Raw genomic sequence first — 22,254 nt, 5'->3', positions numbered from 1 at the left:
CACCATGACCACCGACACCACCACCAAGGGCACCGCCCCGGGCACACCTGCCCCCGGAGACACCGTCCTCGACGCACGCGGCGTCACCATGCGCTTCGGCGGCCTCACCGCCGTCCGCGACGTCGGCCTCACCGTCCGCAGCGGCGAGATCGTCGGCCTCATCGGCCCGAACGGCGCCGGCAAGACCACCTTCTTCAACTGCCTCACCGGCCTCTACGTCCCCACCGAGGGCGAGGTCCGCTACAAGGGCAAGGTCCTGCCCTCCAAGTCCTTCAAGGTCACCGCCGCCGGCATCGCCCGGACCTTCCAGAACATCCGGCTCTTCGCCAACATGACCGTCCTGGAGAACGTCCTCGTCGGCCGTCACACCCGCACCAAGGAGGGCTTCTGGTCGGCCGTCCTGCGCGGACCCGGCTTCCACAAGGCCGAGGCCGCCTCCCGGACCCGCGCCATGGAACTCCTGGAGTTCGTCGGCCTTGCGGCCAAGGCCGACCACCTCGCACGCAACCTCCCCTACGGCGAGCAGCGCAAGCTCGAGATCGCCCGCGCGCTCGCCAGCGAACCCGGCCTGCTGCTCCTCGACGAGCCCACCGCCGGCATGAACCCCCAGGAGACCCGGGCGGCCGAGGAACTCATCTTCGCCATCCGCGACCAGGGCACCGCCGTCCTCGTGATCGAGCACGACATGCGGTTCATCTTCAACCTCTGCGACCGCGTCGCCGTCCTCGTCCAGGGCCAGAAACTCATCGAGGGCGACCCGGCCACCGTCCAGGGAGACGAACGCGTCATCGCCGCCTACATCGGCGAACCCATGGAGAACGACCCCGGCGCCGCCGAAGCCGCGACCGGGGCGGAAACAGGGGCAGAGGCGGGGACACGGGCCGAGGCCACCACGGACGCCGCGCCCGGCAAGGAGAACGACCGATGACCGCACTCCTCGAGGTCGAGGACCTCAAAGTCGCCTACGGCAGGATCCAGGCCGTCAAGGGCATCTCGTTCAAGGTCGGCGCCGGCGAAGTCGTCACCCTCATCGGCACCAACGGCGCCGGCAAGACCACCACCCTGCGCACGCTCTCCGGGCTCCTCAAGCCCGTCGGCGGCCAGATCAAGTTCAACGGCAAGTCGCTCAAGAAGACCCCCGCCCACAAGATCGTCTCCCTCGGGCTCGCCCACTCCCCCGAGGGGCGGCACATCTTCCCCCGCATGACCATCGAGGACAACCTCCGCCTCGGTGCCTTCCTCCGCAACGACAAGGCGGGCATCGAGAAGGACATCCAGCGCGCCTACGACCTCTTCCCCATCCTCGGGGAACGCCGCAAACAGGCCGCCGGAACCCTCTCCGGCGGAGAACAGCAGATGCTCGCCATGGGCAGGGCCCTCATGTCCCGGCCCCAGCTCCTCATGCTCGACGAACCCTCCATGGGCCTCTCGCCGATCATGATGCAGAAGATCATGGCGACCATCGCCGAACTCAGGTCCCAGGGCACCACCATCCTGCTCGTCGAGCAGAACGCCCAGGCCGCCCTCTCCCTGGCCGACCACGGTCACGTCATGGAAGTCGGCAACATCGTCCTCTCCGGCACCGGGCGGGACCTCCTCCACGACGAGTCCGTCCGCAAGGCCTACCTCGGCGAGGACTGAGACGCACGACGAAGGCCCGCGCTCCTGCCGTACAGGAAGCGCGGGCCTTCGTCGCGCACGGGCGACGTCAGCCCTTCGACGTCTTCTTCTCCTCGGCGTCGTCGACGACCGCCTGTGCCACCTGCTGCATCGACATCCGCCGGTCCATCGACGTCTTCTGGATCCACCGGAACGCCGCCGGCTCGGTCAGCCCGTACTGCGTCTGCAGCACCGACTTCGCGCGGTCCACCAGTTTGCGCGTCTCCAGCCGCTGGCTCAGATCCGCGACCTCGCGCTCCAGCTCCTTCAGCTCCGTGAACCGCGACACCGCCATCTCGATCGCGGGCACCACGTCGCTCTTGCTGAACGGCTTCACCAGGTACGCCATCGCGCCCGCGTCCCGCGCCCGCTCCACCAGGTCACGCTGCGAGAACGCGGTCAGCATCAGCACCGGGGCGATGCTCTCCTCCGCGATCCTCTCCGCCGCCGAGATGCCGTCCAGCTTCGGCATCTTCACGTCGAGGATCACCAGGTCGGGCCGGTGCTCGCGCGCCAGCTCCACGGCCTGCTCGCCGTCACCGGCCTCACCGACGACGGAGTACCCCTCCTCCTCCAGCATCTCCTTGAGATCGAGCCGGATCAGCGCCTCGTCCTCGGCGATCACGACACGGGTCGTCATCGGAGGCACGTGCGACTTGTCGTCATCGGGCGCGTCTGCGGGCTGGGGCGACTCGGGGGCGCTCACGTGGGCTCCTTGGTGCGGGGCAGGCCGGTACTGCTGACAAGAGCGTACCCAGCTGCGATAAGGTGGGGGCACGGCGGGTGACCGTCGACCTTCGTTTTGCAGGGCGCCCCGGTAGCCCAGCGGTAGAGGCAATGGTCTCAAACACCATCCAGCGTCGGTTCGAATCCGACCCGGGGTACTTTTCCTTGATATCCAAGGTCGCCACGTGAAGGCGGATGCCCACCTTCCCGGTGAGCATCCGCTTTTCGCCGCAGGTCCAGCGTGCGCGCCCGGCGCCCGGTCACTTCGGGCCGTCGTCCCCGCCGATGCGGTGGACACGGACCAGGTTCGTCGAGCCGGGGCCCCCCGGCGGGGAGCCCGCCGTGATGACGACCGTGTCGCCCTTCTCGCAGCGGGCGTACTTCAGGAGCAGTTCGTCCACCTGGTCGACCATCGCGTCCGTGGTGTCCACGTGCGGGCCCAGGAAGGTCTCCACGCCCCAGGTGAGGCTGAGCCGGGAGCGGGTGGCCGGGTCGGTGGTGAAGGCGAGAAGCGGGATGGGGCTGCGGTAGCGGGAGAGGCGGCGGGCGGTGTCGCCGGACTGGGTGAAGGCGACCAGGAAACGGGCGCCGAGGAAGTCGCCCATCTCCGCCGCCGCACGGGCGACCGCGCCGCCCTGGGTGCGGGGCTTGTTGCGTTCGGTGAGGGGCGGGAGGCCCTTGGCGAGGATGTCCTCCTCGGCGGCCTCCACGATACGGGCCATGGTGCGCACCGTCTGGACGGCGTGCTTGCCGACGCTGGTCTCGCCGGAGAGCATGACGGCGTCGGTGCCGTCGATGACGGCGTTGGCGACGTCGGAGGCCTCCGCGCGGGTGGGACGGGCGTTGTCGATCATCGAGTCGAGCATCTGGGTGGCGACGATGACCGGTTTGGCGTTGCGCTTGGCGAGTTTGATCGCTCGCTTCTGGACGATCGGCACCTGTTCGAGGGGCATCTCGACGCCGAGGTCGCCGCGGGCGACCATGATGCCGTCGAAGGCGGCGACGATGTCGTCGATGTTCTCGACGGCCTGGGGTTTCTCGACCTTGGCGATGACGGGAAGGCGGCGGCCCTCCTCGTCCATGATGCGGTGGACGTCCTTGATGTCGCGTCCGCTGCGGACGAAGGAGAGGGCGACGACGTCGAAGCCGGTGCGCAGCGCCCAGCGCAGGTCGTCCTCGTCCTTCTTGGAGAGGGCGGGGACGGAGACGGCGACGCCGGGGAGGTTGAGGCCCTTGTGGTCGGAGACCATGCCGCCTTCGAGGACGGTGGTGCGGACGCGGGGGCCGTCGACGGCGGTGACCTCGAGGGTGACCTTGCCGTCGTCGACGAGGATGCGTTCGCCGGTGGTGACGTCGTCGGCGAGGCCGGCGTAGGTGGTGCCGCAGAGGTCGCGGTCGCCTTCGGCGCCCTCTTCGACGGTGATGGTGAAGGTGTCCCCGCGTTCGAGGAGTACGGGGCCTTCGGTGAAGCGGCCGAGGCGGATCTTCGGGCCTTGGAGGTCGGCGAGGAGGCCGACGCTGCGGCCCGTTTCGTCGGCGGCCTTGCGCACCCGCCGGTAGCGCTCCTCGTGCTCGGCGTGTTCGCCGTGGCTGAGGTTGAGTCGGGCGACGTCCATTCCGGCGTCGACCAGGGCCTTGATCCGATCGTACGAGTCGGTGGCGGGGCCCAGTGTGCAGACGATTTTCGCTCGGCGCATAAGTCGAGCCTAGGGCTTACCGGCCGGTAGCGATCCTGTGGCACATGACGACCCAACGGCCTTCGGGTGAAAGGTCGTTGACAAGTGTTGAATGGTGCACCGAGCCGCTCCGACGGGCGTTCGAATGTCGGTTCTGCAGCCGGGGCGGCTGGAGGGTGAAGCGGGCGTCGACCTCGGCGTGGACGTGCTGCCGCCGGGGTTCGAGGTCGAGGGGCGGGGGCGGAGCGTCCTCGGCGGCCGCGGCGAACGCCGTGGAGCGGGCGCGGGAGAAGGGGTCGGGGTGCCCGGCTCCCGCTCCGGTGCCGGTGAGTTCGATGAGAGCGGCGAGGGTGGTGCCGAGCGCCTCGGCGTATTCGCGGGCGCGCCGGACGGCGTCGTGGACCGCCTGTCGTCGTGCCTCGCGGTGGACGGGGGAATCCGGGCGGAGGATTCACCGGGGGCCGTCGACACGGGTGAGGTCGAGATCGGCCAGGCGGGTGACGAGTGCGCCGAGGACGGTGAAGTCGCCCAGGTCGGCGGTGAGGTGGACGGTGCCGTGGTGGGCGCGGATCCGCTCGCCGCGGCCGTGGGAGCCGAGTTCCGGGGTGACGCTGAGAATGCCGGTTTCGAGGTGCTCGACGGCGTCGCCGTAGGACGTGAGCAGGTCGGGGGCTTGCGCGTTGCGGCGGGTGAGGTCGTCGAGGGTGGTGCGCCGGTCGCGGCCGCGGGCGGTGAGGGTGACGGCGATGCGGGCGAGGTCGGGGGCGGTCTCGAGGTGGGCCTCGCCGCGGACGGCGAGGTGGGGCGCGCCGGAGTGCCGTACGGGTGAGGGGTGGCCATACGTCCCACTGTGTCACCGGCCGTGCGAGGGCGAGGCGGTTGCCGGACATCGGATCGCAACCTGCGGGGGCTGTTCCGGACGAGCTCGTTCGGGCCAGAATCATCGGGCGAATCTACGCGCGTTGTTCCGTTGTTGTCCGAGGAGAGCCTGACATGCCGTTGAACCGCCGGAAGTTTCTGAAGAGGTCCGCCGTGACGGGGGCGGGGGTGGCGCTGACGGGTGCGGGGGCGGTGCCCGTGGCCGAGGCGGCCGGGACCGCCGGGGCGGGACGGGGGAGGAAGCCGGTGAAGCGGTACGCGCTGACGGTGATGGGCACGACCGACCTGCACGGCCACGTCTTCAACTGGGACTACTTCAAGGACGCGGAGTACACGGACGCGGCCGGCAACGCGCAGGGGCTGGCACGGGTGTCGACGCTGGTGGACCAGGTGCGCGAGGAGAAGGGCCGGGGCAACACGCTGCTGCTGGACGCGGGCGACACCATCCAGGGCACCCCGCTGACGTACTACTTCGCGAAGGTGGACCCGATCACCGCCGAGGGCGGTCCGGTGCACCCGATGGCGCAGGCGATGAACGCCATCGGGTACGACGCGGTGGCGCTCGGCAACCACGAGTTCAACTACGGCATCGAGACGCTGCGGAGGTTCGAGGAGCAGTGCGACTTCCCGTTGCTGGGCGCGAACGCGCTGGACGCGAAGACGCTGAAGCCGGCCTTCCCGCCGTACTTCGTCAAGACGTTCCGGGTGAAGGGCGCTCCCCCGGTGAAGGTGGCGGTACTGGGGCTGACCAATCCCGGCATCGCGATCTGGGACAAGGCGTACGTGCAGGGGAAGCTGACCTTCCCGGGTCTGGAGGAGCAGGCGGCGAAGTGGGTGCCGAAGCTGCGGTCGATGGGTGCGGACGTGGTGGTGGTGTCGGCGCACTCGGGGTCGTCGGGCACGTCCTCGTACGGTGACCAGCTGCCGTACGTGGAGAACGCGGCGGCGAACGTGGCGCGGCAGGTGCCGGGGATCGACGCGATCCTGGTCGGGCACGCGCACCGGGAGATCGCGGAGCTGCGGGTCGCCAACGAGGAGACCGGCAGGGAGGTCGTGCTGTCGGAGCCGCTGTGCTACGCGGAGCGGCTGACGCTGTTCGACTTCGAGCTGGTCCTCGAGCGGGGCCGGTGGCGGGTGGAGTCGGTGAAGGCGTCGCTGCGGGACGCGGCGACGGTCGAGGACGACCCGAGGATCACCCGGTTGCTGCGCGACGAGCACGCGCAGGTGGTGGAGTACGTCAACCAGGTGGTGGGGACGGCGACCGAGACGCTGACGACGGCGGAGGCGCGCTACCGGGACGCGCCGATCATCGACCTGATCGGCAAGGTGCAGGAGGACGTGGTCAGGGCGGCCCTCGCGGGCACCGAGTACGCCTCGCTGCCGGTGCTGTCGCAGGCGTCGCCGTTCTCGCGGACCTCCCAGATCCCGGCGGGCGAGGTGACGATCCGGGACCTGTCGAGCCTGTACGTGTACGACAACACGCTGGTGGCGAAGCTGATGACGGGCGCGCAGGTCCGGGCGTACCTGGAGTACTCGGCGGAGTACTTCGTGCGGACGGCGGCCGGTGCGGCGGTGGACGTGGACAAGCTGACGAACGCGGGCGGCCGTCCGGACTACAACTACGACTACGTGTCGGGGCTCACCTACGACATCGACATCGCCCGGCCGGCGGGTTCGCGCATCAGGAACCTGGCCCACGGCGGCGCCCCGCTGGACGACGCGGCGCAGTTCGTGTTCGCGGTGAACAACTACCGGGCGAACGGCGGTGGCGCGTTCCCGCACGTGGCGGCGGCGAAGGAGCTGTGGTCGGAGTCGACGGAGATCCGGACGCGGATCGCGGAGTGGGTGACGGCGAAGGGTGTGCTGGACCCGGCGGACTTCGCGTCGGTGGACTGGAGGCTGACACGGGACGGCACACCGGTGTTCTGATCGTCGTCCCTCCGTTCGGGTGATGTTCAGGTCCCGTCCGCCAGTGGGGTGAGCCGTGCGGCTCGCCGGGCGGGCGGGACCTGCGGCGTCAGGGGGCGGAGGCCGAAGGTGGTGAAGGCGGTGCGGGTGGGCTGGGGGTAGGCCGGGCGGCCGGTGAGGTGGTTGAGGATCGTGGCGCTGCGCCAGGCGGCGAGGCCGAGGTCGGGGGCGCCGACGCCGTGGGTGTGGAGCTCGGCGTTCTGGACGTAGACGCTGCCGGTGATCGAGGGGTCCAGGTCGAGGCGGAAGTGCGCGTCGACGCGGGGCCGGCCGGCGCGGTCGCGGCGCAGCCGGGGGGCGAGGGGTGCGAGGAGGTCGTCGAGGGGGCGTCCGCGGTGGCCGGTGGCGAGGACGACGGCGTCGGTGGCGAGGCGGGCGCGGGTGTGCTGCACCGTGTGTTCGAGGTGGAGTTCGACGCGGGCGGGGCCGAGACGGCCGGCGGCGCGGACGTGGACGGCGGGGGTGAGGACGGTGTCGGGCCAGCCGCCGTGGAGGGTGCGCCGGTAGAGCTCGTCGTGGAGGGCGGCGAGGGTGCCGGCGTCGACGGCCTTGTGGAGCTGCCACTGGGCGGGGACGAGCCGGTCGCGGACGGGTTCGGGCAGGGCGTGGAAGTAGCGGGTGTGGTCGGGGGTGAAGTGCTCCAGGCCGAGTTTCGAGTACTCCATGGGGGCGAAGGCCTCGGTGCGGCCGATCCAGTGGAGGCGTTCCCGGCCGACGGGCCGGTGGCGCAGCAGGTCGAGGAAGACCTCCGCGCCGGACTGTCCGGTGCCGACGACGGTGACGTGGCCCGCGGCGAGGAGGGTGTCACGGTGGGTGAGGTAGTCGTCGGAGTGGACGACGGGGACGTCGGGGGCGTCGGCGAGGGGCCGCAGCGGCTCGGGCACCCAGGGCTCGGTGCCGACGCCGAGGACGAGGTGGCGTGCGTGGACGCGGCCCGCGGAGGCGGCCCGCCCGTCCGGATCGAGCCGGGTGAGGCCCACCTCGAACAGGGCACGCCCCGGGTCCCAGCGGACGGTGTCGACGTGGTGGCCGAAGTGGAGTGCGGGAAGGTGCTCGGCGACCCAGCGGCAGTAGGCGTCGTACTCGGTGCGGCGGATGTGGAAGTGCTCGGCGAAATAGAACGGGTAGAGGCGTTCGCGGGCTCTGAGGTGGTTGAGGAAGGTCCAGGGGCTGGTGGGATCGGCAAGGGTGACGAGGTCGGCGAGGAAGGGCACCTGGACGGTGGCGTCGTCGAGGAGCAGGCCGGGGTGCCAGGTGAAGCGGGGGTTCCGGTCGTAGAAGGCGGTGCGGAGTCCGGGGAGGGGGTGGGCGAGGGCGGCGAGGGAGAGGTTGAAGGGGCCGATGCCGACGCCGACGAGGTCGTGGGGCGGGGTGCTCATGGACTGTCCTCCGGGGCACGGTGCACGGGAGGGTCCAGCTTGGACGGGAGTGAGCGGCTACGCCCGAAAAGCCCGGCGAACACCCCTCGAAGGGGGTAGGTCCCCTTCGAGGGGTGTTCGCCGGGCGTCGGATCACACCTGCCGTACGCGCAGGGCACGGGCCAGGTCGTCGAGTTGGTCGACGAGCCGGCGGCGCAGGGCGGGGACCGGGTCGGCCTTGCGCAGGCACTTCCGGCCGAGCTTCAGGGTCTCGGCGTCGACGGCGTGGGCGGGGAAGGCCCAGCGTCCGGCGGCCTCGGCGATGGCGGGGCCGCGGCGGGCGGCGACGGCGACGGCGTCCTTGAAGTAGCGGGACACGTAGGGCCGTACGAGGTCGGCCTGCCCGGGCTGCCAGAAGCCCCGGGCGGTGGCGGCGAAGAGGTAGTTGGACAGGTCGGCCCGGTCGTCGGAGGAACCGAACATGGCCTCCCAGGCGCGGGCCTTGGCCTCCTCGTCGGGCAGGGCGGCGCGGCAGCGGGCGGCGCCCTCCTGGCCGGTGGCGCTGGGGTCGCGCCGCAGCTCCTCGGCGATGGCCGCCTCGTCGGTGGCGCCGAGCACGGCGAGGCGGGCGAGGACGCGCCAGCGCAGTTCGGGGTCGAGTTCGGGGCCGCCCGGGACGGTGCCGTCGGCGAGCCAGGCGGCGATGGTGTCGGGGTGGGCGGCGGTGTCGATGCGGTGTCGTACGGCGATCAGGCGCAGGCCGGGGTGGTCGCCGTCCTCGGTGCGTCGGATGAGGTCGCGGCAGAGTTCGGTGAGGGTCGCGAGTGCGGCGGGCCGCCGGTCGGGAGTGAGGTAGCGGTCGGCGATGTGGACGCAGGCGAAGGCGAGGACGCCCTGGACGAGGGCGAGGTCGGTCTCGTGCGGGAGGTGGGCGCGGGCGATGTCCAGGAAGTCGCCCGCGGGCAGCTCGCCGTCCCGGACGGCGTCCCTGAGCGCGCTCCACACCACCGCGCGGGTGAGGGGTTCGGGCAGGCCGGACAGGTGGGTCCGCAGGGTGTCCAGGGACTCGGCGTCGAAGCGGATCTTGGCGTAGGTGAGGTCGCCGTCGTTGAGGACGACGAGGGCGGGGCGGGCGCCGCCGGTGCTGACGACGATGTTCTCGTGGGCGGGGATGTCCGCCTCGAAGCGGTCGCGCAGGGTGAGCCGGCCGGCGTCGTGGAGGTCGCGGTCGTAGACGCCGACGGCGATGCGGTGCGGGCGCATGCCGCCCTCCGGGAGGGTCCCGCCGACGTGCTCCGGGCCGTGGAGGTCCTCGTCGGGGTCGGCCCCGGGCCGGACCCCGCCGCTGCCCCGGTGCCCGATGCCGAGGCGCCAGTGGACGTTGTCGCCGTTGCTCGGTTCGGGGGCGAGGATGTCGACGCCGGTGGTGCGCAGCCAGGCGTCGGCCCAGGCGTGGACGTCGCGGTCGGTGGCGGCGGCGAGGGAGTCGAGGAAGTCGGCGAGACCGGCGTTGCCGAACCGGTGCCGCTGGAAGTGGGTGTTGATGCCGGCGAGGAAGTCCTTCTCGCCGAGCCAGGCGACGAGCTGGCGCAGGGCGGAGGCGCCCTTGGCGTAGGAGATGCCGTCGAAGTTGAGCAGGGCGGAAGCGGTGTCCACGACGTCGTCGGGGGCGACGGGGTGGGTGGAGGGCCGCTGGTCGGCGTCGTAGCCCCAGGGCTTGCGGGTGACGCCGAAGTCGGTCCAGGTGTCGGTGAAACGGGTCGCCTCGGTGAGGGTCTGGTAGCCCATGTACTCGGCGAAGGACTCGTTCAGCCAGATGTCGTCCCACCACTTCAGGGTGACGAGGTCGCCGAACCACATGTGGGCCATCTCGTGGGCGACGACCATCGCGCGGGTCTGGCGCTCGGTGTCGGTGACGGCGGAGCGGTAGACGAACTCGTCGCGGAAGGTGACCAGTCCGGGGTTCTCCATGGCGCCGGCGTTGAACTCGGGGACGAACGCCTGGTCGTAGGAGTCGAAGGGGTAGGGCTCCTCGAACTTCTCGTGGTAGCGGTCGAAGCAGGCGCGGGTGATGCCGAGGAGCTCCTCGGTGTCCGCCTCCAGGTGGGGGGCGAGGGAGCGGCGGCAGTGGATGCCGAAGGGCAGTCCCCGGTGCTCGGTGCGCACGGAGTGCCAGGGGCCGGCCGCGACGGCGACGAGGTAGGTGGAGATCGGCGGGGTGGGGGCGGCCCGCCACACGCCCTTGCCGGTGTGCTCGGTGATGCCGTTGGAGAGGACGGTCCAGCCCTCGGGGGCGATGACGGTCGTCTCGAAGACGGCCTTGAGGTCGGGCTGGTCGAAGGCGGCGAAGACGCGCTGCACGTCGTCGAGGAACAGCTGGGTGTAGACGTAGGTCTCGCCGTCGGTGGGATCGGTGAAGCGGTGCATGCCCTCGCCGGTGCGGGAGTAGCGCATGCTCGCGTCGACGCGCAGTTCGTGCTCGCCGGCGGTGAGGTTCTTCAGCGGCAGCCGGCCGCCGTCGAGGGAGTCGGTGTCCAGGGGCTGTCCGTCGAGGGTGACGGAGCGCAGCTCGGCGGGCTTGAGCTCGACGAAGGTGTCCGCGTTCGTGCGGGCGCTGAACCTGATCAGGGTGCGGGAGTCGAACGTCTCGTCGCCACCGCTCAGGTCGAGTTCGATCGTGTAGCGGTGGACGTCGAGGAGCTGTGCTCGGTTCTGCGCTTCGTCGCGCGTCAGTACGGACATGCGGGCCATGCTGCCTGATGCGGTCGCCGAACCACAGGGGCGGATCGGGTACGCGCCCTATGTCCGGTCTCGTTCGAGCTCCCCGGGGTGCGCCCCGGCGGGCTGTCCGGGTGGTATGTGCGCGCGAGGGTGGGGCGGGGCGGTATGTCCGGGGGTGCCGGTGCGTTCCCCGAGCCGGGCGCGCAGGGCGCGGATCTCACGTTGCGGGCGAGGTGGCGCTGGTGCGCGTCGTGGAGATGACGGATCCTGGTGCGCAGCGCCCACGGGTCCACCGGTCGGGTGACGAGGTCGGCTACGCCGAGGGCGTACGCGGCGGCGCCGACCTGCGGGTCGCGGGCGTGTCCGGTGAGCAGGACGACGGGGATGAGCCGGGTCCGCTCCAGGCGCCGCATGGAGCGGACGACGTCGAGCCGGCCGGCGTCGGACGGCTCGACGTCGAGGAGCAGCAGGCCGACGTTCCCGCGCAGCAGTCGCTCGGGGGCCTCGTCGCCGCTGGTGGCCCGGCAGCGGGTGACCCGGCGGGGCCAGGGCGCTCTCCAGGGCGTAGAGGGAGCCCTCGTGGTCGTCGACGACGAGGATCCGGGCGTTCGGCGGCATGCGCGCGTCCCTCCTCGCGAGGGACCGGACGGCTGTCCGGGGACCGGCGGGTGGTGCCCGCCGGCCGACAAGGAGCGCACAGCGCAGCATGCCCCGCGCTGGCGGGTCCGTCACTCCCCGGGGGAGGACGTCGTGGTGTGGTTCGCCGAGGGCGCGGCGCCGCCCAGGGTGTCCTCGGCGATGCGCTCGTGGTGGCGGATCACCTCCGCGATGATGAAGTTCAGGAACTTCTCCGCGAAGGCCGGGTCGAGTTTGGCGTTCTCGGCGAGGGCGCGCAGCCGGGCGATCTGGCGGGCCTCCCGGCCCGGGTCGGCGGGCGGCAGCTGGTGCGCGGCCTTGAGCCGGCCGACCTGCTGGGTGCACTTGAAGCGTTCGGCGAGCATGTGGACGACGGCCGCGTCGATGTTGTCGATGCTGTCGCGCAGCCGGGCGAGCTCCTCGCGGACGGCGGGGTCGACCTCACCGGTGGTGGTGTTGCTGGTGGTCATGGTCGGTCACCTTACGGGGCGGGCACGGGTCGGGGCGGGCCCGTACAGTGGAACCGGGTTCAGGGCGTCCGGGGGTGAGGCGTGGCGAACGGCGGACCGGTCGAGCACGGTTACCCGCACCTGGAGACGGTGCGGGCGGCCGTCACCGCGCTGTACCGGAGGCTGTCGTACGACACGGTCCGCACCTTCTCGGTGAGCGTGGCGCCCGCCGACGTGGCGTTCTGCGACACGGACGACCTCCATCTGGGGGCGCAGCGGGTGGCCCGCGAGCTGGTGCGGCACTACCGGCTGCCGGACGCGCGGCTGATCGTCGGGTTCCGGGAGATGACGCACGCGGCGAACGTGGAACTGGCGGCCGGGCCGGAGTACTTCGTCGAGCTGAACGACCGGTTCCGGACGCATCGGCGGGACATCGGGGCGGCCCTGGCGCACGAGGTGGCGCACGTGTACCTGCACCGGCTGGACCTGTCGTTCCCGGGGACGCGGGAGAACGAGATCCTGACGGACACGACGGCGACGTACCTGGGCGCGGGGTGGCTGCTGCTGGACGCGTTCCGGGAGGACGGGGTGTCGTCGCAGAAGCTGGGGTACCTCACGCCGGAGGAGTTCGGGTACGTGCTGGCGAAGCGGTCGCTGGTGTTCGGGGAGGACCCGTCGGTGTGGTTCACCAGCGCGCAGGCGTACACGGCGTACACGAAGGGTCTGGCGGCGGCCCGCCGGGACGCCGAGCAGCCGCCGCTGACAGGAGCCGGCTGGGCCGGACGGCGGCGGTACGCGCGGGAGCGACGCCACGCGCAGGACCATCGCGCGTCCGCGGGGCGGCCGGAGGTTGCCTACAGCTTCGCTCCGGCCGAACACGGCTCCCTGCGGGTGTCGTTCCCCTGTCCTACGTGCCATCAGCGGATCCGTGTGCCGGTACAGGGGCGGGTGCGCGCGCGTTGCGGACTGTGCCGGACGGTGCTGGAGTGCGACACCTGACGGTGCCGCCGCTCGGATTCCGGGCCCGGATGCGGGGAGCGCCCACGCCCACGCGGCGGAGCCGCGGATCGACGCAGCCCCGCGCCCCGTCGGGGCGCTACGGCTCGCGGATGATCCCCTGTGAGCCTGCTGCCACCAGCCATTTCGAGAACTCGCCCACCAGACGGTCGTACAGGTCGGCGTCCGGGACCTCGCGCGGGTCCTCGCCCGCGTGGAAGAAGCCCGCGTTGTCGACCACGCGCTTCGCCGGGACCGCCAGGTCGTCGAGTCTGCGCAGGTAGTCGAACTGTCTGCTGCGGGGGTCGCCGAAGCCGACGAACTGCCAGAACAGCGGGAGGCGTGCGGCCTTGCAGAGGTACTTCTCCGCGGCGAGTCTGTTGACGGGGCCGCCGTCGGTCTGGAAGACCACCAGGGCGGGGGCCGTGGAGCCGCTGTCCAGGTAGTGGTCGATGACCGCGTCCATCGCCAGGTGGTAGCTGGTCCTGCCCATGTGGCCGAGGCCCGACACGATCCGTTCGACACGGCCCCGGTGATCGGCGAGGGCGATGTCGGTGACGGCGTCGACGTCGGTGGAGAAGAGGACGACCGGCACGGTGCCGTCGTCGTCGAGGTGCGCCGCCAGGCCCAGCACCCGGTCGGCGAGCGTCTGCACACTGCCGTCCCTGTAGTACGGCTTCATCGAGCCGGAGTAGTCGACCACCAGGTAGACCGCGGCGCGCAGCCCGTCCAGACCGTGCTCGGCGAGCGAGACCCCGGCGGTCTTGTAGAGGCTGACCAGCGCGGGTGCCGTCTCCTCGATCTTGCGCAGACTGATCGCGGCCATACGACTCCCCCTCGGTCATGGAACTGGCACCGAGCGTACGGCACGTCACCCCGGCCTCCGCTCGCGTCACCGGTGTTCGCTATTTTGTTCGCCGCCGTCCCCACCGGCTCATTCCTGTCCCTTCCCTCCCGAGGAGCCGGCCCGTGGATCCCGAGTCCGTCGTCACCACCTGCTACCGCCACCCCAAGGTGGAGTGCCACGTCCGCTGCACCCGCTGCGAGCGGTACATCTGCCCGGCCTGCATGCACGAGGCGGCCGTGGGCCACCAGTGCCCCGAGTGCGTCAAGGAGGGCGCGCGGTCGGTGCGGCAGGCCCGCACCCTGGTGGGCGGCCGGGTCTCGGCGGTGCCCGTGGTGACGTACGTGCTGATCGTCCTCAATGTGCTGGTGTACCTGGCGGAGCTGGCGCGGCCGGAGATCGTGGACCGGTTCGCGATGGTGGGCGCGGGGCTGCTCGGACCGGACGGCGAGCACTACCTGTGGGTCGACCCGTACCCCGGGGGCTTCACTCCGGAGGGCCTGGCGGGCGGGGAGTGGTACCGGCTGCTGACCGGCGCGTTCCTGCACCTGCCGCCCACCGAGGGCACGTTCGGGATCCTGCACATCGTGATGAACATGGCGGCGCTGTGGAACCTGGGCCGGCTCGTCGAGCCGATGCTGGGCCGGGTGCACTACCTCGCCCTGTATCTGCTGTCGGCGCTGGGCGGTTCGGTGCTGGTGCTGCTGCTCGCGCCCGGGGACGCCGTGGTCGGCGCGTCCGGCGCGATCTTCGGGGTGGGGGCCGCGTACTACGTGATGGCCCGGCGCATCGGGGCCGACATGGACCGGGTCAACCGGTTCGTCGGAGGACTGCTGCTGTGGCTGGTGGTCTCCGCGCTCGTCACGTCCTGGGAGGGGCACCTCGGCGGGCTGCTGGCGGGCGGCGCGGTGGCGCTGGCGTTCGCCCACGCCCCCAGGGACGGACGGCGGGCGGCGGTGCAGGTGGGCGCGTGCGTGGCGCTGGTGGTGGTGCTGGGGACGGCGGCGGTGGTCAAGGTGTCCGAACTGACAGGTGGAGGTATCCCCCAGTGAAACGTGCCGGTGTGCTGCTCCTCGCTGCCGTTCCCGTGATCGCCACGGGGGTGTACTTCATCATGCCGACGGACTCGGCCGACGCCCCGTCGGCGCCGCCCGCGGCCACCGCCCGGTCGGCCCGTGAGGACGCCAAGGACCGGGCCGAGCAGGAACACGAGCGGGAGCGGGAGAAGGACGACGCGGTCGTCGCCGGCATGCCGGCGGGACTGGCCGCCCCCGCGAAGAAGGAGCTGGCCCAGCAGCTGGTGGCGAGCGCCGAGCACTCGACCACCGACTGGCGCACCACCTACGGGGCGGTCGAGGACGAGGGCGACGGCTGCGGGTACACGGCGGGGATCGTCGGCTTCTGCACCGGCACCCACGACCTGCTCATGCTGGTCGAGCGCTACACCGAGGACCACCCGGACAACGGGCTGGCGTCCTATCTGCCCGCCCTGCGCGAGGTCGACGGCTCGGACTCCCACGAGGGCCTGGACCCCGGCTTCCCGGCCGCATGGGAGGCGGAGGCGGAGGTGCCCGCCTTCCGCGAGGCGCAGGAGGCGGCGCGCGACCGCATCTACTTCGAGCCGGCGGTCCGGCTCGCCAAGCTGGACGGCCTTGGCACGCTGGGCCAGTTCGTCTACTTCGACGCGATGGTCTTCCACGGCCCCGACACCGACGCGGACGGCTTCTACGCCCTGCGCGAGCGCGCGCTGAGGCAGGCGAAGACGCCCGCCGCCGGGGGCTCCGAGGAGAGGTACCTGGACGCCTTCCTCGACGTCCGACGCGAGGCCATGCTGACCCGGTACCCGGGGCACGACGCCTCCCGCGTCGACACGGCCCAGCGCCGGTTCCTCGAGGCCGGGAACCTGGGCCTGGACACCCCGCTGGTGTGGGAGATGTACGGGGACCACTACAGGCTTCCCTGAACGCGCGGAGGCGCCTGCCCAGTCGTCCGGTCGGGGACTGGCGGGCAGGCGCCACCACGTGTTCCGTACGCCGTTGTACGGGACGTGTGCGAGGGACCGTCAGGTCACCTGGTGAACCGCTCCGTCAGACCGTCAGCGCGCGGTCCGTCGGGCGGATCGGGGCCGGCAGCTCGCTCACCCCGGTGAGGAAGCGGTCGCAGCCGCGGGCGGCCGAGCGGCCCTCCGCGATCGCCCACACGATGAGCGACTGGCCGCGGCCGGCGTCACCGGCGACGAACACGCCGGGCACGTTGGTCTGGAAGTCGGCGTCGCGGGCGATGTTACCGCGCTCGTCGAGCTCCAGGCCGAACTGCTCGACCAGGCCGTTGTCCCGGTCGGTGCCGGTGAAGCCCATGGCGAGGGTGACCAGCTGGGCCGGGATCTTGCGCTCCGTGCCCGGCTTCGGGGTCGGCCTGCCGGCGACGAACTCCACCTCGGTGAGGTGCAGCCACTGGACGTTGCCGTCCTCGTCGCCCTCGAAGTGGGTGGTGGAGACGGAGTAGATCCGCTCACCGCCCTCCTCGTGGGCGGACGTGACCTTGTAGAGCATCGGGAACGTCGGCCACGGCTGGGAGACCGGGTTCCGCTCCTCGTCCGGACGGGGCATGATCTCCAGCTGGGTGACGGAGGCCGCGCCCTGGCGGTGGGCGGTGCCCACGCAGTCGGCGCCGGTGTCACCGCCGCCGATCACCACGACGTGCTTGCCCTCGGCCGAGATCGGCGGGGAGACGTAGTCGCCCTCCTGCACCTTGTTGGCCAGCGGCAGGTACTCCATGGCCTGGTGGACGCCCTTGAGTTCACGGCCGGGTACCGGCAGGTCGCGCGCGGTCGTGGCGCCGACGGCGAGGACCACGGCGTCGTACCGCTTGCGCAGCGCGGTGGCCGGCATGTCGCGGCCGATCTCGATGCCGGTGCGGAACTTGGTGCCCTCCGCGCGCATCTGCTCGATACGGCGGTTGATGTGCCGCTTCTCCATCTTGAACTCGGGGATGCCGTAGCGCAGCAGGCCGCCGACGCGGTCCGCGCGCTCGTACACCGCGACCGTGTGGCCGGCCCGGGTCAGCTGCTGGGCGGCGGCCAGACCCGCGGGGCCCGAGCCGACGACCGCGACGGTCTTGCCGGACAGGCGCTCGGGGATCCGCGGGGCGACGTCACCGGCCTCCCACGCCTTGTCGATGATCGAGACCTCGACGTTCTTGATGGTGACCGGCGGCTGGTTGATGCCGAGCACGCACGCCGACTCGCACGGAGCGGGGCACAGGCGGCCGGTGAACTCCGGGAAGTTGTTGGTGGCGTGCAGCCGCTCGGAGGCGGCGCCCCAGTCCTCGCGGTAGGCGTAGTCGTTCCACTCGGGGATGAGGTTCCCCAGCGGACAGCCGTTGTGGCAGAACGGGATGCCGCAGTCCATGCAGCGGCTGGCCTGCTTGCTGATGATCGGCAGCAGGGAACCGGGGACGTAGACCTCGTTCCAGTCCTTCTTGCGCTCCTCGACCGGGCGGGACCTGGCGACCTCGCGGCCGTGGTTCAGAAAGCCCTTCGGATCAGCCATTGATCGCCGCCTCCATCATCTTCTCGGTGATCTCGGTCTCGGACAGACCGGCTCGCTCGGCGGCGTCCTTGGCGGCGAGCACTGCCTTGTACGTGCTGGGAATGATCTTGCTGAAGCGCCGCACGGCGGTGTCCCACTCGGCGAGCAGCTTCTCGGCGACGGTGGAGCCCGTCTCCTCCTGGTGGCGGCGGACCACGTCGTGCAGCCACCGCCGGTCGGCGTCGTCCAGCTCCTGGACGGCGTCCAGGTTGCCGGCGTTGACGTTGTCCCGGTCCAGGTCGATGACGTAGGCGATGCCGCCGGACATGCCGGCCGCGAAGTTGCGCCCGGTCTCGCCGAGGACGACCGCGTGACCGCCGGTCATGTACTCGCAGCCGTGGTCGCCCACGCCCTCGGAGACGACCAGCGCGCCGGAGTTGCGGACGCAGAACCGCTCGCCCGTACGACCGCGCAGGAACAGCTCGCCGCCGGTCGCACCGTACGCGATCGTGTTGCCCGCGATGGTCGAGTACTCGGCGAGGTGGCCGGCGCCGCGGTCCGGGCGGACGATGATCCGCCCGCCGGACAGGCCCTTGCCGACGTAGTCGTTGGCGTCGCCCTCCAGGCGCAGCGTGACACCGCGCGGGACGAAGGCACCGAAGGACTGGCCGGCGGAACCGGTGAAGGTGATGTCGATGGTGTCGTCGGGCAGGCCCGCACCGCCGAACTTCTTCGTCACCTCGTGGCCGAGCATGGTGCCGACCGTGCGGTTGATGTTGCGGATGGCGACCCGGGCGCGCACCGGCTGGGCGTCCTCGGCGCCGGACGCGGCGAGCGCGTCGGCGGCGAGCTTGATCAGCTCGTTGTCGAGCGCCTTCTCCAGGCCGTGGTCCTGGGCGACGACCTGGTGGCGGACGGCACCCTCGGGCAGCTCGGGGACGTGGAACAGCGGGGCCAGCTCCAGGCCCTGCGCCTTCCAGTGGTTCACCGCGCGGGTCACGTCGAGCATCTCGGCGTGGCCGACGGCCTCCTCGATGGAGCGGAAGCCCAGCTCGGCGAGGAGCTCGCGGACCTCCTCGGCGATGAACCGGAAGAAGTTCACGACGTACTCGGCCTTGCCGGAGAACCGGTCCCGCAGGACGGGGTTCTGGGTGGCGATGCCGACCGGGCAGGTGTCCAGGTGGCAGACGCGCATCATGACGCAGCCGGAGACGACCAGCGGCGCGGTGGCGAAGCCGAACTCCTCGGCGCCCAGCAGCGCGGCGACGACCACGTCACGGCCGGTCTTGAGCTGGCCGTCGGTCTGCACGACGATCCGGTCGCGCAGGCCGTTGAGCAGCAGGGTCTGCTGGGTCTCGGCGAGGCCGAGCTCCCAGGGGCCGCCGGCGTGCTTGAGCGACGTCAGCGGGGAGGCGCCGGTGCCGCCGTCGTGACCGGAGATCAGCACGACGTCCGCGTGGGCCTTGGAGACGCCCGCGGCGACGGTGCCGACGCCGACCTCGGAGACCAGCTTGACGTGAATGCGCGCCTGGGGGTTGGCGTTCTTCAGGTCGTGGATCAGCTGGGCGAGGTCCTCGATGGAGTAGATGTCGTGGTGCGGCGGCGGGGAGATGAGGCCCACGCCCGGCGTCGAGTGCCGGGTCTTCGCCACCCACGGGTAGACCTTGTGGCCGGGCAGCTGGCCGCCCTCGCCGGGCTTGGCGCCCTGGGCCATCTTGATCTGGATGTCGTCGGAGTTGACCAGGTACTCGGAGGTCACGCCGAAGCGGCCGGAGGCGACCTGCTTGATCGAGGAGCGGCGGGCCGGGTCGTACAGGCGCTCCGGGTCCTCGCCGCCCTCACCGGTGTTGGACTTGCCGCCCAGCTGGTTCATGGCGATGGCGAGCGTCTCGTGCGCCTCACGGGAGATGGATCCGTACGACATGGCGCCGGTGGAGAACCGCTTGACGATCTCGGAGACCGGCTCGACCTCGTCGAGGGGGATCGGCTGCCGGTCGGACTTGAAGCCGAAGAGCCCGCGGAGCGTCATCAGCCGCTCGGACTGCTCGTTCACCCGCTCGGTGTACTTCTTGAAGATGTCGTAGCGGCCGGAGCGCGTGGAGTGCTGGAGGCGGAAGACCGTCTCCGGGTCGAACAGGTGCGGCTCGCCCTCGCGGCGCCACTGGTACTCGCCGCCGATCTCCAGCGTGCGGTGCGCGGGAGCGATGCCCGAGGCGGGGTACGCCTTGGCGTGGCGGGCGGCGACCTCCTCGGCGACGACGTCGATGCCGACGCCGCCGATCTTGGTGGCGGTGCCGTTGAAGTACTTCTCCACGAAGGCGTCCTCGAGGCCGACGGCCTCGAAGACCTGGGCGCCGCGGTAGGAGGCGACGGTGGAGATGCCCATCTTGGACATGACCTTCAGGACGCCCTTGCCGAGGGCGTGGATCAGGTTGCGGATGGCCTTCTCGGGCTCGATGTCCGGCAGGAAGGTGCCCGCGCGGACCAGGTCCTCGACGGACTCCATCGCCAGGTACGGGTTGACGGCGGCGGCGCCGTAGCCGATGAGCAGGGCGACGTGGTGGACCTCGCGGACGTCGCCGGCCTCGACCAGCAGGCCCACCTGGGTGCGCTGCTTGGTACGGATGAGGTGGTGGTGGACGGCCGCGGTGAGCAGCAGCGACGGGATCGGCGCGTGCTCGGCGTCGGAGTGCCGGTCGGACAGGACGATCAGACGGGCGCCGTTCCCGATGGCCGCGTCGGCCTCGGCGCAGATGTCCTCGATGCGGGCGGCGAGCGCGTCGCCGCCGCCGGACACCCGGTACAGGCCGGACAGGGTCGCGGCCTTGAAGCCGGGCATGTCGCCGTCGGCGTTGATGTGGATGAGCTTGGCCAGCTCGTCGTTGTCGATCACCGGGAAGGGCAGGGTGACGCTGCGGCACGCCGCGGCGGTCGGCTCCAGCAGGTTGCCCTGCGGGCCGAGCGAGGAGCGCAGGGAGGTGACCAGTTCCTCGCGGATCGCGTCCAGCGGCGGGTTGGTGACCTGCGCGAACAGCTGGGTGAAGTAGTCGAAGAGCAGACGCGGACGCTCGCTCAGCGCGGCGATCGGCGAGTCGGTGCCCATCGAGCCGATCGGCTCGGCGCCGGCCTTGGCCATCGGCGCGAGGAGGACGCGCAGCTCCTCCTCGGTGTAGCCGAAGGTCTGCTGGCGGCGGGCGACCGAGGCGTGGGTGTGCACGATGTGCTCGCGCTCGGGCAGGTCGGACAGCTCGATCTCGCCGGCCTCGAGCCACTCCGCGTAGGGGTGCTCGGCGGCGAGCCCGTCCTTGATCTCGTCGTCCTCGATGATGCGGTGCTCGGCGGTGTCGACCAGGAACATGCGGCCGGGCTGGAGGCGGCCCTTGCGGACGACCTTCGCCGGGTCGATGTCGAGGACGCCGACCTCGGAGCCGAGGACGACCAGACCGTCGTCGGTGACCCAGTAGCGGCCGGGGCGCAGGCCGTTGCGGTCGAGTACGGCGCCGACCTGGGTGCCGTCGGTGAAGGTGACGCAGGCGGGGCCGTCCCAGGGCTCCATCATCGCGGAGTGGTACTGGTAGAAGGCGCGCCGGGCCGGGGTCATGGAGCTGTGGTTCTCCCACGCCTCCGGGATCATCATCAGCACGGAGTGCGGCAGCGAACGCCCGCCCAGGTGCAGCAGTTCGAGGACCTCGTCGAAGGAGGCGGAGTCCGAGGCGTCGGGCGTGCAGACCGGGAAGATCCGCTCGAGGTTCCTGTCCTCGCTCCCGAACAGGTCCGAGACCAGCTGGGACTCGCGGGCGCGCATCCAGTTGCGGTTGCCCTTGACGGTGTTGATCTCACCGTTGTGCGCGACGAAGCGGTACGGGTGTGCGAGCGGCCACGACGGGAAGGTGTTCGTGGAGAACCGGGAGTGCACCAGCGCGATCGCGGAGCCGAAGCGGCGGTCGGACAGGTCCGGGAAGAAGGGCTCGAGCTGGCCGGTGGTCAGCATGCCCTTGTAGACGATGGTCCGCGCGGACAGCGACGGGAAGTAGACGCCCGCCTCGCGCTCGGCGCGCTTGCGCAGCACGAACGCCTTGCGGTCGAGGTCGATGCCCCGGCTCTCACCGGCGGTGACGAAGACCTGGCGGAAGACCGGCATCGTCGAGCGGGCGGTGGCGCCGAGCAGGTCGGGCGCGACCGGCACCTCGCGCCAGCCGAGGACGGTCAGGTCCTCGGCGGCGGCGATCTCCTCGATGCGGGCGACGGCGGCGTCGGCGCCGGCGCCGTCCTCCGGCAGGAAGGCGGTACCGACGGCGTAGCCGCCGGCCTCGGGCAGTTCGAATCCGGCCACCTCGCGGAAGAAGGCGTCGGGAACCTGGGAGAGGATTCCGGCACCGTCACCGGAGTCCGGCTCGGAGCCGGTGGCACCGCGGTGTTCGAGGTTGCGCAGGACCGTGAGGGCCTGCTCCACCAGGGTGTGGGACGCCTCGCCCGTGAGGGTGGCGACGAAACCGACGCCGCAGGCGTCGTGTTCGTTGCGGGGGTCGTACATACCCTGCGCAGCAGGGCGAGCATCCATGAACGACCAGCTCAGGCGGTCGTTCGTGGAGTGCTGGGACGGCTGGCGCGGCGTACGCATCGGCTCTCCCGTCGTCGTCATGTGGCATGTGGCAGGTGCCGAGGGACGACGTTGGCCCTCTGCGTGAGAAGCAAAAGCTGGTGCAGGTTACATGATGGAGCAGTTCTCGGAAACCGGGATTTCACGTTCCAACATGTAGACACCACATGGGTCGCGGTGGAGTTCCGCGCCTGGCGGTGGAAGCCGTGGGG

Annotated in this window: 14 protein-coding genes, 1 tRNA gene and 2 pseudogenes; 7 read left to right on the top strand and 10 right to left on the bottom strand. The window is 71.3% G+C overall.

Going from position 1 to position 22,254, the window contains the following annotated elements; all coding sequences use genetic code 11:
* Window positions 1-4 precede the first annotated feature (4 nt).
* Window positions 5-928 (top strand): ABC transporter ATP-binding protein, encoded by a 924-nt coding sequence (locus KYY02_RS07720; protein WP_371236792.1) that lies wholly within the window; start codon window positions 5-7, stop codon window positions 926-928.
* The gene (locus KYY02_RS07715; RefSeq protein WP_371236791.1) at window positions 925-1,641 is read left to right on the top strand and encodes an ABC transporter ATP-binding protein; all 717 of its coding nucleotides are present in this window, start codon (window positions 925-927) and stop codon (window positions 1,639-1,641) included. The genes KYY02_RS07720 and KYY02_RS07715 overlap by 4 nt, the downstream gene beginning before the upstream one ends.
* A 67-nt stretch (window positions 1,642-1,708) precedes the next feature.
* Here KYY02_RS07715 and KYY02_RS07710 read toward each other — a convergent pair whose 3' ends face one another.
* Window positions 1,709-2,365, bottom strand: coding sequence for an ANTAR domain-containing response regulator (locus KYY02_RS07710; protein WP_371236790.1), 657 nt, complete (start codon window positions 2,363-2,365; stop codon window positions 1,709-1,711).
* A 105-nt stretch (window positions 2,366-2,470) separates the two neighbouring features.
* Between KYY02_RS07710 and KYY02_RS07705 the strand changes: the two genes are divergently transcribed.
* A tRNA-Leu gene (locus tag KYY02_RS07705) sits at window positions 2,471-2,543 on the top strand.
* Window positions 2,544-2,645: 102 nt separating this feature from the next.
* Here KYY02_RS07705 and pyk read toward each other — a convergent pair.
* Window positions 2,646-4,082, bottom strand: coding sequence for a pyruvate kinase (gene pyk / locus KYY02_RS07700; RefSeq protein WP_371236789.1), 1,437 nt, complete (start codon window positions 4,080-4,082; stop codon window positions 2,646-2,648).
* A 136-nt stretch (window positions 4,083-4,218) separates the two neighbouring features.
* A pseudogene (locus tag KYY02_RS07695) lies at window positions 4,219-4,901 on the bottom strand (SIMPL domain-containing protein); the annotation flags it as partial.
* A gap of 153 nt (window positions 4,902-5,054) precedes the next feature.
* Here KYY02_RS07695 and KYY02_RS07690 point away from each other — a divergent pair.
* The gene (locus tag KYY02_RS07690; protein WP_371236788.1) at window positions 5,055-6,869 is read left to right on the top strand and encodes a bifunctional metallophosphatase/5'-nucleotidase; all 1,815 of its coding nucleotides are present in this window, start codon (window positions 5,055-5,057) and stop codon (window positions 6,867-6,869) included.
* A gap of 26 nt (window positions 6,870-6,895) precedes the next feature.
* On the opposite strand, the gene KYY02_RS07685 is transcribed toward KYY02_RS07690, so the two are convergent.
* From KYY02_RS07685 to KYY02_RS07670, 4 genes and pseudogenes are all read right to left on the bottom strand, one after another.
* The gene (locus KYY02_RS07685; RefSeq protein ID WP_371236787.1) at window positions 6,896-8,287 is read right to left on the bottom strand and encodes a lysine N(6)-hydroxylase/L-ornithine N(5)-oxygenase family protein; all 1,392 of its coding nucleotides are present in this window, start codon (window positions 8,285-8,287) and stop codon (window positions 6,896-6,898) included.
* A 132-nt stretch (window positions 8,288-8,419) separates the two neighbouring features.
* A complete protein-coding gene (gene pepN, locus KYY02_RS07680; RefSeq protein ID WP_371236785.1) occupies window positions 8,420-11,017 on the bottom strand; it encodes an aminopeptidase N in 2,598 nt (865 codons plus the stop codon).
* Between the two features lie 48 nt (window positions 11,018-11,065).
* A pseudogene (locus tag KYY02_RS07675) lies at window positions 11,066-11,605 on the bottom strand (response regulator).
* A gap of 110 nt (window positions 11,606-11,715) precedes the next feature.
* Window positions 11,716-12,093, bottom strand: coding sequence for a chorismate mutase (locus KYY02_RS07670; RefSeq protein ID WP_371236784.1), 378 nt, complete (start codon window positions 12,091-12,093; stop codon window positions 11,716-11,718).
* A gap of 81 nt (window positions 12,094-12,174) precedes the next feature.
* Here KYY02_RS07670 and KYY02_RS07665 point away from each other — a divergent pair, with 81 nt between their 5' ends.
* Entirely contained in the window at window positions 12,175-13,071 is an 897-nt protein-coding gene (locus KYY02_RS07665; RefSeq protein WP_371236783.1) for a hypothetical protein, read from the top strand.
* A gap of 97 nt (window positions 13,072-13,168) precedes the next feature.
* On the opposite strand, the gene KYY02_RS07660 is transcribed toward KYY02_RS07665, so the two are convergent.
* Complete coding sequence (locus tag KYY02_RS07660; RefSeq protein ID WP_371236782.1) at window positions 13,169-13,894, bottom strand: VWA domain-containing protein; 726 nt, start codon at window positions 13,892-13,894, stop codon at window positions 13,169-13,171.
* Window positions 13,895-14,037: 143 nt separating this feature from the next.
* On the opposite strand from KYY02_RS07660, the gene KYY02_RS07655 reads away from it, so the two are divergent.
* Both KYY02_RS07655 and KYY02_RS07650 read left to right on the top strand, forming a co-directional pair.
* Window positions 14,038-14,964 (top strand): rhomboid family intramembrane serine protease, encoded by a 927-nt coding sequence (locus KYY02_RS07655; protein ID WP_371236781.1) that lies wholly within the window; start codon window positions 14,038-14,040, stop codon window positions 14,962-14,964.
* Entirely contained in the window at window positions 14,961-15,875 is a 915-nt protein-coding gene (locus KYY02_RS07650; protein WP_371236780.1) for a chitosanase, read from the top strand. The genes KYY02_RS07655 and KYY02_RS07650 overlap by 4 nt, the downstream gene beginning before the upstream one ends.
* A 124-nt stretch (window positions 15,876-15,999) precedes the next feature.
* Here KYY02_RS07650 and KYY02_RS07645 read toward each other — a convergent pair whose 3' ends face one another.
* Both KYY02_RS07645 and gltB read right to left on the bottom strand, forming a co-directional pair.
* Window positions 16,000-17,463 (bottom strand): glutamate synthase subunit beta, encoded by a 1,464-nt coding sequence (locus KYY02_RS07645; protein ID WP_371236779.1) that lies wholly within the window; start codon window positions 17,461-17,463, stop codon window positions 16,000-16,002.
* Complete coding sequence (gene gltB, locus KYY02_RS07640) at window positions 17,456-22,063, bottom strand: glutamate synthase large subunit (RefSeq protein ID WP_371236777.1); 4,608 nt, start codon at window positions 22,061-22,063, stop codon at window positions 17,456-17,458. The genes KYY02_RS07645 and gltB overlap by 8 nt, the downstream gene beginning before the upstream one ends.
* Window positions 22,064-22,254 lie beyond the last annotated feature (191 nt).

Origin of the sequence: Streptomyces pimonensis, from assembly GCF_041380215.1 — a bacterium.
GTDB classification, from domain to species: domain Bacteria; phylum Actinomycetota; class Actinomycetes; order Streptomycetales; family Streptomycetaceae; genus Streptomyces; species Streptomyces pimonensis.
Note: the sequence above shows the minus strand (reverse complement) of the source record. Positions and strands in the feature narration are given on the sequence as shown.